Source organism: Streptomyces sp. NPDC001700, assembly GCF_053596435.1.
Genome location: NZ_JBSFGE010000028.1, coordinates 101,983 through 116,743, shown reverse-complemented (window position 1 = coordinate 116,743; position 14,761 = coordinate 101,983). Strand labels below are relative to the sequence as shown.

General features: G+C 71.2%; 12 protein-coding genes and 1 pseudogene. 10 read left to right on the top strand and 3 right to left on the bottom strand.

The window, feature by feature from the left end:
- The 3 genes and pseudogenes from ACWC5C_RS35680 to ACWC5C_RS35670 all read left to right on the top strand — a co-directional run.
- Nucleotides 1-104, top strand: a pseudogene (locus tag ACWC5C_RS35680) (electron transfer flavoprotein subunit alpha/FixB family protein); the annotation flags it as partial.
- A 183-nt stretch (nt 105-287) separates the two neighbouring features.
- Nucleotides 288-1,568, top strand: coding sequence for a DUF6986 family protein (locus ACWC5C_RS35675; protein WP_450882398.1), 1,281 nt, complete (start codon nt 288-290; stop codon nt 1,566-1,568).
- 103 nt (nt 1,569-1,671) lie between these two features.
- A complete protein-coding gene (locus tag ACWC5C_RS35670; protein WP_450882396.1) occupies nt 1,672-2,868 on the top strand; it encodes a hypothetical protein in 1,197 nt (398 codons plus the stop codon).
- A gap of 29 nt (nt 2,869-2,897) precedes the next feature.
- Here ACWC5C_RS35670 and ACWC5C_RS35665 read toward each other — a convergent pair whose 3' ends face one another.
- Nucleotides 2,898-3,530 (bottom strand): GAP family protein, encoded by a 633-nt coding sequence (locus tag ACWC5C_RS35665; RefSeq protein WP_450882394.1) that lies wholly within the window; start codon nt 3,528-3,530, stop codon nt 2,898-2,900.
- A gap of 186 nt (nt 3,531-3,716) precedes the next feature.
- Between ACWC5C_RS35665 and ACWC5C_RS35660 the strand changes: the two genes are divergently transcribed.
- A complete protein-coding gene (locus tag ACWC5C_RS35660; protein WP_385442284.1) occupies nt 3,717-4,100 on the top strand; it encodes an SHOCT domain-containing protein in 384 nt (127 codons plus the stop codon).
- A gap of 223 nt (nt 4,101-4,323) precedes the next feature.
- On the opposite strand, the gene ACWC5C_RS35655 is transcribed toward ACWC5C_RS35660, so the two are convergent.
- Nucleotides 4,324-5,388 carry a LacI family DNA-binding transcriptional regulator gene (locus ACWC5C_RS35655; protein ID WP_450882392.1) on the bottom strand — a complete coding sequence of 355 codons (1,065 nt, stop codon included), beginning with the start codon at nt 5,386-5,388 and terminating at the stop codon, nt 4,324-4,326.
- Between the two features lie 156 nt (nt 5,389-5,544).
- Here ACWC5C_RS35655 and ACWC5C_RS35650 point away from each other — a divergent pair, with 156 nt between their 5' ends.
- The gene (locus tag ACWC5C_RS35650) at nt 5,545-6,519 is read left to right on the top strand and encodes an ROK family protein (protein ID WP_450882390.1); all 975 of its coding nucleotides are present in this window, start codon (nt 5,545-5,547) and stop codon (nt 6,517-6,519) included.
- 62 nt (nt 6,520-6,581) lie between these two features.
- Entirely contained in the window at nt 6,582-8,192 is a 1,611-nt protein-coding gene (locus ACWC5C_RS35645) for a serine/threonine-protein kinase (RefSeq protein ID WP_450882389.1), read from the top strand.
- A 57-nt stretch (nt 8,193-8,249) separates the two neighbouring features.
- On the opposite strand, the gene ACWC5C_RS35640 is transcribed toward ACWC5C_RS35645, so the two are convergent.
- Complete coding sequence (locus ACWC5C_RS35640; protein ID WP_450882387.1) at nt 8,250-10,331, bottom strand: NPCBM/NEW2 domain-containing protein; 2,082 nt, start codon at nt 10,329-10,331, stop codon at nt 8,250-8,252.
- Between the two features lie 210 nt (nt 10,332-10,541).
- Between ACWC5C_RS35640 and ACWC5C_RS35635 the strand changes: the two genes are divergently transcribed.
- The 4 genes from ACWC5C_RS35635 to ACWC5C_RS35620 all read left to right on the top strand — a co-directional run bounded on the left by ACWC5C_RS35635 (nt 10,542) and on the right by ACWC5C_RS35620 (nt 14,761).
- The gene (locus tag ACWC5C_RS35635) at nt 10,542-11,825 is read left to right on the top strand and encodes an ABC transporter substrate-binding protein (protein ID WP_450882385.1); all 1,284 of its coding nucleotides are present in this window, start codon (nt 10,542-10,544) and stop codon (nt 11,823-11,825) included.
- A 12-nt stretch (nt 11,826-11,837) separates the two neighbouring features.
- The gene (locus ACWC5C_RS35630; protein WP_385442296.1) at nt 11,838-12,752 is read left to right on the top strand and encodes a carbohydrate ABC transporter permease; all 915 of its coding nucleotides are present in this window, start codon (nt 11,838-11,840) and stop codon (nt 12,750-12,752) included.
- Entirely contained in the window at nt 12,749-13,612 is an 864-nt protein-coding gene (locus tag ACWC5C_RS35625) for a carbohydrate ABC transporter permease (protein WP_385442298.1), read from the top strand. The genes ACWC5C_RS35630 and ACWC5C_RS35625 overlap by 4 nt, the downstream gene beginning before the upstream one ends.
- 114 nt (nt 13,613-13,726) lie before the next feature.
- Nucleotides 13,727-14,761, top strand: coding sequence for an NUDIX hydrolase (locus tag ACWC5C_RS35620; RefSeq protein WP_450882382.1), 1,035 nt, complete (start codon nt 13,727-13,729; stop codon nt 14,759-14,761).

Sequence of the window (14,761 nt, the reverse complement as noted above, 5' to 3'; positions counted from 1 at the left end):
ACGCCGAGGCCCCGATCTTCGACCTGGTCGACTACGGCGTGGTCGGCGACCTCTTCGAGGTCGTCCCGCAGCTCACCGAGGAGGTCAAGACCCGCAAGGGCTGACCGCTCGACCGATGACCGTGAGGCCCCGTACGCACTGCGCGTACGGGGCCTCACGTGCGTCAATGGGGTGTTGACCTCCACTCGGAGCCCGTATAACTTCGCTCTACGGATATTTGTTTCCGCAGAGCGGAAATATCTGGTCGGTTCGTTGTTCGAGTGAAGGCGAAAGGCGGAGGTGCGGGCATGACTCAGCACGAGACGGCGGGGACCAGCCTGCCGCGCGGCGTAGGCGAGGGGATCACCGCGTTCCTCGCCCCGGTCGACGCCGACCTCGCCCGCCGCTACCCGGGCGACTCCGGCACCCGCCAGCCCGTGCACACCGTCTACGTCCCCGCCGACGCCCTCACCGAGAGCACCGTGCGCGACTGGGGCGACCAGGCGCTCGCCGCCCTCGACGCCCACGCGCCCGACGCCGCCGCCCTCGCCGCCGTCCTCGGCATCCCCGACGAGCTGGCCGATCCCGTGTACCGGCGGGTGCGCGCCAAGCTGGAGCGCGAGCCGGTCGAAGACCTGCGCATCGACTTCGAGGACGGCTACGGGCCGCGCCCCGACGCCGAGGAGGACGCCGCGGCCGCCCACGCCGCCACCCTGGTCGCAGCCGCCCACGCGGCGGGCACCGCGCCGCCCTATGTGGGCATCCGCATGAAGTGCATGGAGGCCGCCGTCCGCGACCGCGGCATCCGCACCCTCGATGTCTTCCTCACCGGACTGATGGACTCCGGGGGTCTGCCGGACGGGCTCGTGCTCACCCTCCCCAAGGTGACGTACGCCGAACAGGTCAGCGCCATGGTCCGGTTGTGCGAGGAGTTCGAGAAGGCCCGTGGCCTCCCGCCGGGGCGGCTCGGCTTCGAGATCCAGATCGAGACCACCCAGGCCATCCTCGGCCCCGACGGCCGCGCCACCGTCGCCCGGATGATCGACGCGGCCGAGGGCCGCGCCACCGGACTCCACTACGGCACCTTCGACTACAGCGCCTCCTGCGGCGTCAGCGCCGCCCACCAGTCGATGGACCACCCCGTCGCCGACCACGCCAAGGCCGTGATGCAGGTCGCCGCCGCGGGCACCGGCGTACGGCTCTCCGACGGCTCGACCAATGTGCTTCCCGTAGGCCCCACCGAGCGCGTCCACGACGCCTGGCGGCTCCACCACGGCCTCGTCCGGCGGTCCCTGGCCCGTGCGTACTACCAGGGCTGGGACATGCACCCCGGCCATCTCCCCACCCGCTACGCCGCCGTCTACGCGTTCTACCGCGAGGGCCTGGAGACGGCGGCGGCCCGGCTCGCGGCCTATGTGAACCGTACGGGCGGGGACGTCATGGACGAGCCCGCCACCGCGAAGGCGCTCAGCGGCCATCTGCTGCGCGGCCTGGACTGCGGCGCGGTCGACGCCGCCGAGGTGGAACAGCTCACCGGGCTGAGCCGCGCCGAACTCGACGCCCTCGCCGGACGCGGCCGACCCGCCTGATACGTCTGATCCCCCTGATCTCTCTGATCCGCCTGGCCATATCCGCTCACCCCTCCGTGTCACCCGGGATGCGCTCCCGGCGGGGAGGGCGGGAGATGGTGGCATGGTCAGAAGTGCCGTGTCAGCCCTGCTGATCCTGCTCGCCTGCCTGCTCGTACCGGTGTCCGTGCTGACCGTATGGGTCCACGGCATCGTCCTGGACACCGACCGCTACGTGGCGACGGTCGCCCCGCTGGCGTCCGATCCGGCGATCCAGGAGGCGGCCGTGGACCACGTCGGCGACGCCGTCGACCTCCGGCACAACAGCCGGAAGGTCACCTCCGACATCGCCGACTGGCTGCGCGACCAGGGCCTGCCGCCCCGGGCCGCCGACACCATCGAGGGCCTGGCCCCCCAGCTGGACGCGGCCCTCGACCAGGCCGTACGCAAGGTCGCCACGCACATCGTGCACACCGAGGAGTTCGCCGCCGTATGGACCGGCGCCAACCGGGCCGCCCACGCCGCCGTCGTGCACGCGCTCACCGGCGAGGGGCGTGGCCCGGTCGGGGTACGCGGCGACACCGTCACCCTGAACGTCGGCGCCGCCGTGGAGAAGGCCAAAGTCCAGCTCGTGAACGCCGGATTCCCCTCGGCCCGCGACATCCCCGCCATCCACCACCGGACGATCCTCTTCCACTCCCATCAACTCGACCGCGTCAAACGGGCGGTGCGCCTGCTCGACCTGCTCGGGAACTGGCTGCCCACCCTGACCGTCGTGCTCGGCGCCACCGGTGTGCTGCTCGCCCGGGGCCGCCGCCGCGCGCTCGCCAGCGCCGCCCTCGGCGCCGCCGTCGCCTCGCTGGCGCTGGCCCTCGCCCTCACCGTGGCCCGCCGGTACTGCCTCGACCATGTGCCGCCGGGCGTGCTGTCCCGGGCCGCCGCGTCGGCCCTCTTCGACACCGTGGTGCGCTTCCTGCGGTTCACCGTGCTCACCGTGCTGGTGCTCAGCGCCGTCGTCGCGGCGGGCGCCTATCTGGCCGGGCCCGGACGGCTGCCGCGCGCCCTACGGGACGCGGCCGAGCGCGCCGCCGACTCCGCCGCGTACTGGGGCGCGGCCCATGGGATGCGCACCGGACGGGCCGGGGTCTGGACCGCGGACCACCGGCGGGAGCTGACCGTCGCCGCGCTGCTGGCCCCGGCCGCCGTCTTCGCGCTGTGGAACCATCCCACCGTGCTGACCGTGCTGTTCCTGGTGCTGGTCCTGCTGGCCGTCCTCGCGGTGATCACCCTGTTGGCCGCGACGGGCCGGGACCGGCTCTAAGGCGTTCTAAGGCGTGAATCAGGGGCGGGTCAGGGGGTGAGGATGAGCACGATGAAGAGCAGACAGGCGGCGATGTTGACCACCCAGCTGTGGGTGTTCAGCCACTCCCGCAGCCGGGGCATCGCGCGCCGCGCCCGGTTCCTGAAGACGAGGTAGACCAGCAGCGGCAGCGCCGCGATCAGCACGGTGGCACCGATGAACGGCAGCGCCTCCGCAAGCGCCGCTTGGTGCTGCTCCAGATGCGCCCCCACCGTCAGCAGCACCATGATGTCCGAGGGCATCAGCAGGATGACCAGCAGTCCGGTCCTCAGGGCCCGCAGGGGGCCAGCCTCCATCAGCGAGCCCAGCCACTTCGGCGGTTCGACGGACTCCCGGCGTACGAAGTTCTTCAGCGCCACCAGGACCAACAGCCCCACCAGCACCAGCTGCACGATCGTCGCGGCCGCCCCCCGGTCGGAGGGTTGGCCCAGGGTGACCGCGTTCCCCAGCAGCGCGAAGATCCCCCGGGCGACGGCGACCCCCACCGTCGTCGCGACCGCCACCCCCAGCAGAAACGCCGCCGACACCCGCACCGGGCGCGCGGTGGTCACCAGGATCACGTCGGCCACGATCTGCGGCCCCGCCATCATCGTGATGGCGAGCGGGAGAATCTGGAGGTCCATGGCCTGCCCTTCCGGCCCCGTCCGTCCTGCCTCCATTGGCACGCGGCCGGGGCGGCGGCGCACCTGGTGATGCGCCGACCGGGGCCCGTACTCCGACCGGTGCGGCGCGCCCGCCGCCGTACGCTGGATACGTCGGCTCCGGTGGTGGCATCGGTCCCGCCGGGCATGTCCGACGGGAGGCAGACCATGGACTACCCACTGCTCAATGTGTTCTGGACCACGATGTGGATCTTTCTGTGGGTCCTGTGGCTGATGCTGCTCTTCCGGGTGATCGGGGACATCTTCCGCGATGACTCGCTCAGCGGCTGGGCCAAGGCGGGCTGGTGCGTCTTCGTCGTCGTCCTGCCCTTCCTCGGCGTCTTCGTGTACCTGATGGCACGGGGTCGTGGGATGGGCGGACGCGAGATGAAGCGGGCTGAGCGGGCGGAGGAGGAGTTCCGCGAGTTCGTCCGGGGGACCGCGGGAACGAGCCACGCCGAGGAGCTGTCACGGCTCGTGGAGCTGAAGAACCACGGTGACATCACGGCCGAGGAGTACGAACGCGCCAAGGCCAAGGTGCTCGCCGCCTGAAGGGAGGCCCGGGACACCGCGGCCGACGGGGTGCCGCCCTCCTGTGAGCGGCCCGCGGCGACCGGTGCCTGCGCGGCCTGGGGGCTCGCCGCGCGGATCGTTCGCGTACGGCGTCCGGTCGTCGCCTCTCCCGTCCCGTCGGCTGGGGTCTCCCGGGCCTCCGCACCCACCGTGACGTGGGCGGCGGCCCGGGGCAACCGGGGCGGGGCCGTTCGCGACGTGCTCAGGACAGGGACGGGGGCAGCTCGCCGGAGCCGCGGGCGATCAGCCGGGTCGGCAGTACGACCCGCTGCGGTTCGCCGCTCGCGCCGTCGAGGCGGCGGAAGAGCAGATCCGCGGCGGTGCGGCCGAGCTGGGCCGCGTCCTGGGCGACCACGGTGATGCCGGGGGAGAGCAGATCGGCGAGTTCGAAGTCGTCGAAGCCGACCAGGGCGACGGGGGCGGCGGGGCCGGGGCGCTCGGCGAGGACCCGCACGACGGTGACCGTCACCCGGTTGTTGCCCGCGAACAGCGCGGTGACCGGCTCGGCGGCGTCCAGCATGGCGGCGGCCGCGCCGCGCACCCGCTCCGGGTCGGTCGGGCCGAGCGAGAGCCAGCCGTCGTGGACCGGCAGCCCGGCCCCGGCCATCGCGGCGTGGTAGCCGCGCAGCCGCTCGGCGGCGGTGTGGATGCCCGGCTGGTCGCCGAGGAAGCCGATCCGGCGGTGGCCCCGGGCGATCAGATGGGCGACCGCGTCCCGCGCGCCGCCGAAGCTGTCGGAGAGCACCGCGTCCGCGTCGATGCGCCCCGCCGGGCGGTCGACGAAGACGGTGGCGACACCGGCCGCCATCTCGGGGGCCAGATAGCGGTGGTCGTCACCCGCCGGAATGACGACGAGGCCGTCCACCCGGCGCGCGCACAGGGCGAGCACCAACTCCTGCTCGCGGACCGGGTCCTCGGCGCTGGAGCCGTTGATCAGCAGCGCGCCATGGGACCGGGCCACCTCTTCGACGGCGCGGCTGAGCGGACCGTAGAACGGGTCGGCGAGGTCCTCCAGGACCAGGCCGACGCTCGCGGTGCGCCCCTTGCGGAGGATGCGGGCGCTGTCGTTGCGGCGGAAGCCGAGCGCGGTGATCGCCTCCCGCACCCGGTGCTCGGTGTCGGGGGTGACGCCCGGCTCGCCGTTGACCACGCGCGAGACCGTCTTGAGGCCGACCCCGGCCCGGGCGGCTACGTCCTTCATCGTGGGCCGGGAACCGTAGCGGTGGGGTGGCGTGGCGGCGGCGGTGTCCCGGGCGGTCTCGGTCACGGTGTGCTCGTCCCGTCGCTGGTCGTCGTGGCGGAAGTGGCGGAAGGGGTGTCGAGCATAGCCTCTGGACAACGTTGTCAGCGGCAGGGAAGACTGTAGCCCGATCCCGACGACACCGACCGATGACACCGACGCCCACCAGGAGAGTCGACAGCCATGGCACGTGACCTCATCGCCGCGCTGGACATCGGCGGCACCAAGATCGCGGGCGCCCTGGTGGACGGCGGCGGCAAGCTGGTCGTACGGGCCCGGCGCGCGACCCCCACGCAGCCCGATGGCACGGCGGTGATGCGGGAGGTCTCCGCGGTGCTGGGCGAACTCGGCTCCACCGCGCACTGGTCCCGGGTGGCCGCCGTCGGCATCGGCAGTGCGGGCCCGGTGGACGCCTCGGTGGGCACCGTCAGCCCCGTCAACATCCCCGGCTGGCGCGACTTCCCGCTGGTCGCCGGGGTCCGGGAGACCACCGGCGAGCTGCCGGTCACCCTCGTCGGCGACGGACCGGCCATGACCGCCGCCGAGCACTGGCAGGGCGCGGCGCGCGGGCGCGCGAGCGCGCTGTGCATGGTGGTGTCCACCGGCGTCGGCGGCGGGCTGGTCCTCAACGGGCGGCTTTACCCCGGCCCCACGGGCAACGCCGGGCACATCGGCCACATCAGCGTCGACCTCGACGGCGATCTGTGCCCGTGCGGCGGGCGCGGCTGCGTCGAGCGCATCGCCAGCGGCCCCAACATCGCCCGCCGGGCGCTGTCCGGCGGCTGGCGGCCGGGCCCGGACGGCGACACCAGCGCCGCGGCCGTCGCCGCCGCCGCGCGCGCCGGTGACCCGGTCGCGCAGGCCTCCTTCGACCGCGCGGCACAGGCCCTGGCCGCCGGGATCGCCGCGACCGCCGCGCTCGTCGAGGTCGAGGTGGCGGTGATCGGCGGCGGGGTGGCGGGCGCCGGTGACGTGCTCTTCGCGCCCCTGCGGCGCGCCCTGCGCGACTACGCGACCCTGTCGTACGTGCGGGGGCTGGAGGTCGTACCGGCGCAGATGGGCACCGACGCGGGCCTGGTCGGCGCGGCCGCCGCGGCGGCCCAGGACCAGCGGCTGGAGGGGTTCGCCCCGGCGGGCGCGCCTGGCGAGTCGAGTTGAGCCGTGCTGTCACCGGCTACCCCTAAGCTGTTCGCTCACTGCTGGCGATGGCGAGGGAGCCGATGGTGGCACCGGGGGACATGGGCGGTGATCTGTCCGGCAGGCTGCTGGGCGGTCGCTATCGGGTGACGGGGCAGCTCGGCCGTGGCGGCATGGGCGTGGTCTGCCGAGCGGTGGACGAAGTGCTGGGCCGGGAGGTCGCGGTCAAGGTGCTGCGGGCCTACACCGACGCGTCCGGCGCGGAGCTGGCCGATCTGCGCACCCGGATGCAGCGCGAGGCGCGCGCCGCGGCCCGGATCCGCCATTCGGGTGTGATCACGGTGCACGATGTGGCGGACGAGGACGGGCTGCCAGTCATCGTCATGGAGCTGATCGACGGCCCGTCACTGGACGACCTGATCGACGAGCGCGGCGTCGTCGACCCCCTGGAGGCCGCCCGGATCGGCGCGAAGGTGGCCGACGCGCTCGCCGCGGGCCATGACGCCGGGGTGCTGCACCGCGATGTGAAGCCGGGCAACGTGCTGATCGACCGCGGCGGCCGGGTCGTGCTCACCGACTTCGGCATCGCCAGCATGGAGGCGCCCGACGACGGCGCGACCACCAAGCTGACCCGCAGCGGCGAGCTGATCGGCTCGCTGGACTACCTGGCGCCGGAGCGCGCCCAGGGCCAGGAGCCGGGCCCGGCCTCGGACGTATGGGCGCTGGGCATGACGCTGTACGCGGCGGTGGAGGGGTCGTCGCCGTTCCGCCGCACCTCCGTGTGGTCGACGCTGACCGCGATCGTCACCGAGCCGCTGCCGGAGCCCCGGCTGGCCGGTCCGCTGGGGCCCGTCCTGCGTGAGCTGATGGACAAGGACCCGCAGCGGCGTCCGACGGCGGCCGAGGCGCGGCAGCTGCTGGAGGCCGTCGCCGCCGGTGCCGCGCCGGAGCCCCGGCCGTCTCCGCCGCGGATCTCGCAGGTCCCGCGGACTCCGACCGCACCGGATCTCGCGGCCGCGCCGCCGGATCCCGCGCCCGCGCCCGCGCCGGGGCGCGGGCGGACGCGGGTGCTGGTGGCGGCGGCGGTCGCCGGGGTGGTGCTCGTCGGGGGCGGCGTGACGTACGCGCTGCTCGGCGGCGAGAGCGATGAGCCGACGACGGGCCAGTCGGGTCAGTCGGACCAGTCCGGCCGGTCGCCGCAGCCGACACGATCCGGAACGCCCGCGTCCGGCGAAGCGCCCCGCGAGGCGACGGGCGAGGCGGACCCGAGCAGCCCGCCCTCGCCACCGGCCTCCCGCGCACCGGGCGGCGCGGAGGACGGCACGCCGGACGGCAAGGACGGCGGCGAGGATGACGACAAGGGCGACGGCGGCAAGGCCACCGCCTCCCCGTCCTCCACCTCCGGCACCGCCCCGGCGTGCAGTGACATCGGCGGCGGCAAGTACAACTGCGTGGTGTGGCGCGACGCCACGTCGCACACCCACGGCGGCGAACCGGTCGGCGCGCTCAAGCAGGGCGTCAACTACTTCTACTGCCAGGAGAATCTGAACCGCCCCGAGCGGTACGGCAAGTGGACGAACGTCTGGTGGGCGAAGACGGACGACGACAACGGCAACAAGGACGTGTACGTCAGCGACGTGTACATCCGGGGCGGCGACAACGACCGGCCCATCCCCGGGCTGCCGGTCTGCTGAGGCAGCCGTAGCGGCCGTACGGGGGAGCGGGCCGGTCATCGTCGTCTCGACCTGACGTCAGCAGCTGAACGCCGCGTCCGCCCAGTCGCCGTGGTCGCTGGTGACGTCGTCCCCGCCGTCGGTGACGATGAGCCGGACCGTCGCCGCGCCGTCGATGTCGGCGGTGATGGCCTTGGCCGGGTCGGCGTTGGTCAGCGGGCCGGTCGACAGCGCCCTGGTGCCGTCCGCCCACACCTCGAAGGCGACCGTTCCGGCGGTGCCCTCCTCGTCGTCCACGCCGACCTTCGCCGTGAAGGCGGAGCATTGGCCACCGGTGTAGTACGTGACCTCGCTGGGCGCGTGCACGCCCAGGCCCTTGGCGTAGGCGGTGCCGTCGAGGGTGATCGGATGGCCGTCGCCCGCCGCGTTCTCGCCGACGCTGGTGTCCTTCTCGACCGGGCCCCAGCCGTTGGACGCGGTCAGCCACGGCAGATCGCTCGCGTAGTTGGCACCGGAGGGCGGGGCGACCACCACGTTCACCGGCACGGGCAGTTCGGTGGAGACCGCCTCGCCGCGCGCCGAGCGGTAGTCGGCGCGCACGGTCAGGTCGTACGCCCCGGGCTTGACGTCCTTCGGCGCGGTGACCTGCCAGCGGGGGTTAAGCTTGCTGCCGCCGGGCAGGGTGGCGGCCCGGGTCGGCGAGGTGGTCTTGATCCGCCAGCCGTCGGGGCCGGTGAGCCCCACCCGGGCCTGGTGGGCCGGGGTGCCGCCGAGGTTGCGGAGCGCCGTCTCGACCGGTGCGGTGTCTCCGGCCTCGGTGAACGGGGCGGCGCCGACGCCGAGTTCGGCGGCGGGCGGGTACGAGGCCCAGCGCCGGTCGGCGGAGACCCGGTAGAGCACCGTGCCATGGGCCGGGACGGTGGCCGCCACGGAGCCCGTGGTGTTCTGGTCCTGGTGCCGCCACAGGTCGCGCAGCCGGTATCCGTCCGCCTGCGGCAGGCCGAGGCGGGCGGCGGTGGTGGTGATGCGCTGCGGCCGGTCGGACTCGTTGAAGAGGGCGACGGCGCGGCTGCCGTCCGCCATCTCCTTGGCGATCACCCAGCGCCCGCCCTCGGAGGAGAGCACGGTGCCCTGCTTGCCCAGCGGGTCCTGGTCGACGGCGATGACATCGCGGTTGCCGAGGATCTCGAACGTCTTGGCGTCGGCCTTGCGCAGATCGGAGCCGATCAGCAGCGGCGCGGCCATGACCGACCACAGCGAGAAGTGGCTGCGGTACTCGGTGTCCGTCATGCCGCCGTTGCCGACCTCCAGCATGTCGGGGTCGTTCCAGCGGCCGGGCCCGGCGTACGGGGCGAGCGGCAGGTTCTTCTTGGCGATCGACAGCATGCTGCCCCAGGTATCACTGATGTCGCCGGTGGTGCGCCAGAGTTGGCCGACATCCGCCGCCCATTCCCACGGCTTGTTCTGCCCCCATTCGCAGATGCTGTAGACGATCGGGCGCCCGGTGGTCTCGGACGCGGCCTTCAGCGCGTCGCGCATGGTGCGGTAGCGCTGCTTTGCGTCTACGCCCTGGTTATTGCAGTTGTCGTACTTGAGGTAGTCGATTCCCCAGTCGGCGAACTGCTGGGCGTCGGACCTTTCATGGCCCAGCGCGCCGGGGAAGCCCGCGGTGTTGCAGGTCTTGGTGCCCGCGCTGGTGTAGATGCCGATCTTGAGGCCCTTGGCGTGGACGTAGTCGGCGACGGCCTTGATGCCGTTCGGGAAGCGCACCGGGTCCGGGACGAGCTTGCCGTTCGCGTCGCGCTGCGGGAGCGCCCAGCAGTCGTCGAGGTTGACGTAGGTGTATCCGGCGGCTTTGAGCCCCTTGCTCACGAAGATGTCGGCGATGCCCTTGACCATCGCCTCGTTGAACTCCGCCCGGCAGTGGGTGGAGTTCCAGTTGTTGAAGCCCATCGGCGGGGTGAGCGCGAGCCCGTCCCCGGGCGCGGCGGTCTCGGCGGCCGGGGTGGCCGGGGCAGCTTCAGCGGCCGCCGGGGCGGGCTGGGCAGCGGCGGCCGGGGCGGCCACGGCGGGGAGGGCGAGACCGGCCGTGCCGAGCAGTGTGGCGGCCAGTCCTCCGATGACTCGGTGTCTCGCGGTACGTAAAGAGCGGTGGCGCATGATGCGGATCCTCCGTTCTCAACGGGTGACGCAGCGTTGCGGACGCGTCACATGCGAGCGTTTACGGTAGGCCTTGTTGGAGTCTGTTGGAAGAGATGCGATAACAGTTGTTCGATATCTCGTCCAAACCCTTGACTATGCCGCCTCTTGCCCGATGGGATCCAGCCACTCGCGTTCGGTTGTGTTTGATTGATCCTCTGTGGAGGGCCCATGGCACAGTCATCGTCAGGACATCGGATCTCCCGCCGTACGTTGCTCCGCGGCACCGCGGTCGGAGCCGGGGCGGTCACCCTCCCGGCGCTCCTCACCGCCTGCGGCGGTCCGGGCAATGAGGTGAAGATGGGCTCCAACGCCTCGGACGCCGTGCCCCGCAAGGCGTTCGCCGAGGTGTTCGCGGCGTACGAGAAGAAGTCCGACAAGAAGGTCAAGGTCAACACCGTCAATCATGAGGCCTTCCAGGAGGGCATCAACCGCTATCTGAAGGGCACCCCGGACGACGTCTTCATGTGGTTCGCCGGATACCGCATGCAGTTCTTCGCCGAACAGGGGCAGCTCGCCGAGATCGACGACCTCTGGAAGGGCTTCAGCGGTTTCTCCGACGCGCTCAAGAAGCAGTCCACCGGCAAGGACGGCAAACAGTACTTCGTGCCGTATTACTACTACCCGTGGGCGGTCTTCTACCGGAAGAGCGTCTTCGAGCAGCACGGCTACGAGATCCCCAAGACCTTCGACGCGTTCCGGGCGCTCGCCAAGCGGATGGACAAGGACGGCCTCGACGCCTTCGCCTTCGGCGACAAGGACGGCTGGCCCGCCATGGGGACCTTCGACTATCTCAATATGCGGGCCAACGGCTACGACTTCCATGTCTCGCTGATGGGCGGCAAGGAGTCCTGGACGGACCCCCGGGTCAGAAACGTCTTCGACCTGTGGCGCGGCCTCATGCCGTACCACCAGCAGGGCGCCAACGGGCGCACCTGGCAGGAGGCGGCACAGAGCCTGGCGCAGAAGAAATCCGGCATGGCGGTCTTCGGGCTGCCCCACCCCGGACAGCAGTTCTCCGCCGCCGACCGCGACGACCTCGACTTCTTCCCCTTCCCCGAAATCGACTCCGCCTACGGCCAGGACGCGGTCGAGGCGCCGATCGACGGATTCCTGCTGGCGAAGAAGTCCAAGCGGCAGAAGGAGGGCAAGGAACTGCTGAAGTACCTCGCCACCCCCGCCGCCGAGGAGATCTACCTGAAGCGGGACCCCAACAACATCGCGTGCAACGACAAGGCGGCCACCTCGTCCTACAACGCGCTGCAGAAGAAGGCCGTGGCGCTCGTCTCCGGCGCCAAGCAGATATCGCAGTTCATGGACCGCGACACCCGGCCCGACTTCGCGTCGCAGGTGATGATCCGGGCGATCCAGCAGTTCATCAACAAGCCGGATGACATCGACACCCTGACCAAGGACATCGAGTCCCAGAAGAAGACCATCTTCGCCGACAGCTAGGAGAACCGCGCCGTGCCGCTCACCACCGCGCGGCGTGCCAAACGGCGGGGACCGCGGAGGTTCACCTCCCGCGACCTCGCCGTCATCGGCGTGCTGCTGGGCATACCCGTCCTGCTCGACCTGGTCCTGGTCTGGGGCCCGACCCTCGCCTCCATCGGCCTGTCCTTCACCAGCTGGGACGGGATCGGCGACCTCCGCTGGGTCGGCTTCGACAACTACCGGAACCTGTTCACCGAATATCCGCCGTTCTGGCCCGCCGTCCGCAACAACCTGCTCTGGGTGGCCTTCCTCGGCCTGGTCGCCACGCCCTTCGGGCTGCTGCTGGCCGTCCTGCTCGACAAGGGCGTCCGGTTCAGCCGCTTCTACCAGTCGACCCTCTATATGCCGGTCGTGCTTTCGCTCGCCATCGTCGGCTTCATCGCGCAGCTGGTCTTCTCCCGCGATCAGGGCGCGCTGAACGCGATTCTCGGCAACGAGAGCCATCCGGTGGACTGGATCGGCGACCCCGACCTCAATATCTGGATGGTGCTGCTGGCGGCCGCCTGGCGGCACACCGGGTATGTGATGATCCTCTATCTGGCCGGGCTCAAATCCGTCGATCCCTCGCTCAAGGAAGCCGCCGCGATCGACGGCGCGAGCGAGACCCAGAGTTTTTTCCGGGTCGTGCTGCCCACGCTGCGGCCGGTCAATGTGATCGTCGGCGTCATCACGGTCATCGAGGCGCTGCGCGCGTTCGACATCGTCTACGCCATCAACCACGGCCGCAACGGCCTGGAACTGCTCTCCGTACTGGTCACCGACAACATCATCGGTGAGGCCAGCCGGATCGGATTCGGCTCCGCCATCGCCGTCGTCCTGCTCACCGTGTCCCTGGGATTCATCGTGACCTATCTGGTCCAGGAACTGCGAGGGGAGAAGAAGGGATGATCGCACGGGTCCGCCCCGGGCGGCTCGGTCTGCACGCGTTCCTGATGACCGTCTCGCTGGCCTTTCTCGCCCCGCTGCTGCTCGCCGTCTACGCCTCGCTGCGGCCGTACGAGGAGACCGCGAAATACGGCTATTTCTCGCTGCCGCGCAATCTGTCGTTCGACTACTACCGGCAGGCGTTCAGCGACTCCGGAATGAGCAAGTACTTTCTCAACTCGATCCTCATCGCGGTCCCCGGAGTGCTGCTGACGCTGTTCCTCGCGTCCTTCGTGGCCTTCTCCGTCACCCGGCTGAAGATGCGCGGCGGGCTCGTCCTGCTGATGGTGTTCACGGCGGGGAACCTGCTGCCGCAGCAGGTCATCGTCACCCCGCTCTATGTCCTGTTCACCAAGATCGAGCTGCCCTACTGGATGTCGGACTCGATGACGATGTACGACTCGTACTGGGCCGTGATCGCCGTCCAGGTCGCCTTCCAGGTCGGGTTCTGCGTCTTCGTCCTCGCGAACTTCATGCGCACCCTGCCGATCGAGATCATCGAGGCGGCGGTGGTGGACGGCGCGGGGGTGTGGACGCGGTACTGGCGCATCACCCTGCCGCTGTGCCGCCCGGCCCTCGCCGCGCTCGCCACGCTGCAATTCACCTGGATGTACAACGACTTCCTGTGGGCGCTCGTCTTCATCTCCGACGGCGACAAGCTGCCCGTCACGTCCGCCCTCAACAACCTGCGCGGGCAGTTCTTCACCGACTACAACCTGCTGGCGGCGGGCTCGGTGCTGGTGGCGCTGCCCACGGTGCTCGTCTTCCTGCTGCTCCAGCGCCACTTCATCGCCGGGCTCACGCTCGGCGCCAACAAGGGCTGAGAAGCCTTGCGGGGACGCCCTGCGACGGCGTGATCCGTCACTCAGTCGGATTCGGGCGTTTCCGTGGCAGGGTGATGCGGGCAACTGTCAGGAGGCGATGGATTAGGGGGAAATGTGATCGTCTGGCTGAACGGTGCGTTCGGCGCGGGGAAGACCACCGCGGCCCGCGAGCTGGTGGACTTCATGCCCGGCAGCACGTTCTACGACCCGGAACTGGTCGGCAACGGACTGCGCATGATGCTGCCGCGCAAGCGTCTGGAGCAGGTCTCCGACTACCAGGACCTGCCGTCGTGGCGGCGGCTGGTCGTGGACACCGGGGCGGCGCTCATCGCGGAGGTCGGCGGCCCGCTCGTGGTTCCGATGACCGTCCTCAGACAGGAGTACCGGGATGAGATCTTCGGCGGCTTCGCCGCCCGGCGTATCCCCGTGCGGCACGTTCTGCTGCACACCGATGAAACGATCCTTCGCCGACGCATAGCCGAGCGCGAGGAGATACCGGGCGACGCGGACGCCAGCGCGTCCGTGCGCCGCTGGTGTCTGGACCACCTCGCGCCCTATCGCGCGGCCCTGAACTGGCTGACCAACGACGCCCATGTGGTCGACACCACCGGGCTCACCCCGCGCCAGACCGCCGAGCACATCGCCGACGCGGTCCGTGAGGGCGCCGGGAAGTGCGACATCGTGCAGACGCCCGAGCCGACGGCCGAGACCCTGGCGGCCGGGGTGCTGCTCTTCGACGAGGCCGACCGGGTGCTGCTCGTCGACCCCACCTACAAGCCCGGCTGGGAGTTCCCCGGTGGCGTCGTCGAGCGCGGCGAGCCGCCGATGTGCGCCGGGCGCCGCGAGGTGGCCGAGGAACTGGGCGTACGGCTCGACGAACCGCTGCGGCTGCTGGTCGCCGACTGGGAACGCCCCCAGCCGCCCGGCTACGGCGGCCTGCGGCTGCTGTTCGACGGCGGCCGCCTCACCACCACCGAGGCCCAGAAGGTCCTACTGCCCGGCGGGGAACTGCGCGGCTGGCGCTTCGTCACCGAGGCCGAGGCCGCCGACCTGCTGCCGCCGGTCCGGTTCAACCGCCTCCGCTGGGCGCTGCGCGCCCGCGAACAGGGCCGCCCGCTCTACCTGGAGGCGGGGGTTCCGGTGGGCTGA

Bases quoted from the DNA above. Each gene is read 5' to 3' on its own strand.
- ACWC5C_RS35645 (WP_450882389.1), top strand. From the start codon at position 6,582: ATGGTGGCACCGGGGGACATGGGCGGTGATCTGTCCGGCAGGCTGCTG.
- ACWC5C_RS35650 (WP_450882390.1), top strand. From the start codon at position 5,545: ATGGCACGTGACCTCATCGCCGCGCTGGACATCGGCGGCACCAAGATC.
- ACWC5C_RS35625 (WP_385442298.1), top strand. From the start codon at position 12,749: ATGATCGCACGGGTCCGCCCCGGGCGGCTCGGTCTGCACGCGTTCCTG.
- ACWC5C_RS35665 (WP_450882394.1), bottom strand. From the start codon at position 3,530: ATGGACCTCCAGATTCTCCCGCTCGCCATCACGATGATGGCGGGGCCG.
- ACWC5C_RS35635 (WP_450882385.1), top strand. From the start codon at position 10,542: ATGGCACAGTCATCGTCAGGACATCGGATCTCCCGCCGTACGTTGCTC.
- ACWC5C_RS35675 (WP_450882398.1), top strand. From the start codon at position 288: ATGACTCAGCACGAGACGGCGGGGACCAGCCTGCCGCGCGGCGTAGGC.
- ACWC5C_RS35660 (WP_385442284.1), top strand. From the start codon at position 3,717: ATGGACTACCCACTGCTCAATGTGTTCTGGACCACGATGTGGATCTTT.
- ACWC5C_RS35670 (WP_450882396.1), top strand. From the start codon at position 1,672: ATGGTCAGAAGTGCCGTGTCAGCCCTGCTGATCCTGCTCGCCTGCCTG.
- ACWC5C_RS35640 (WP_450882387.1), bottom strand. From the start codon at position 10,331: ATGCGCCACCGCTCTTTACGTACCGCGAGACACCGAGTCATCGGAGGA.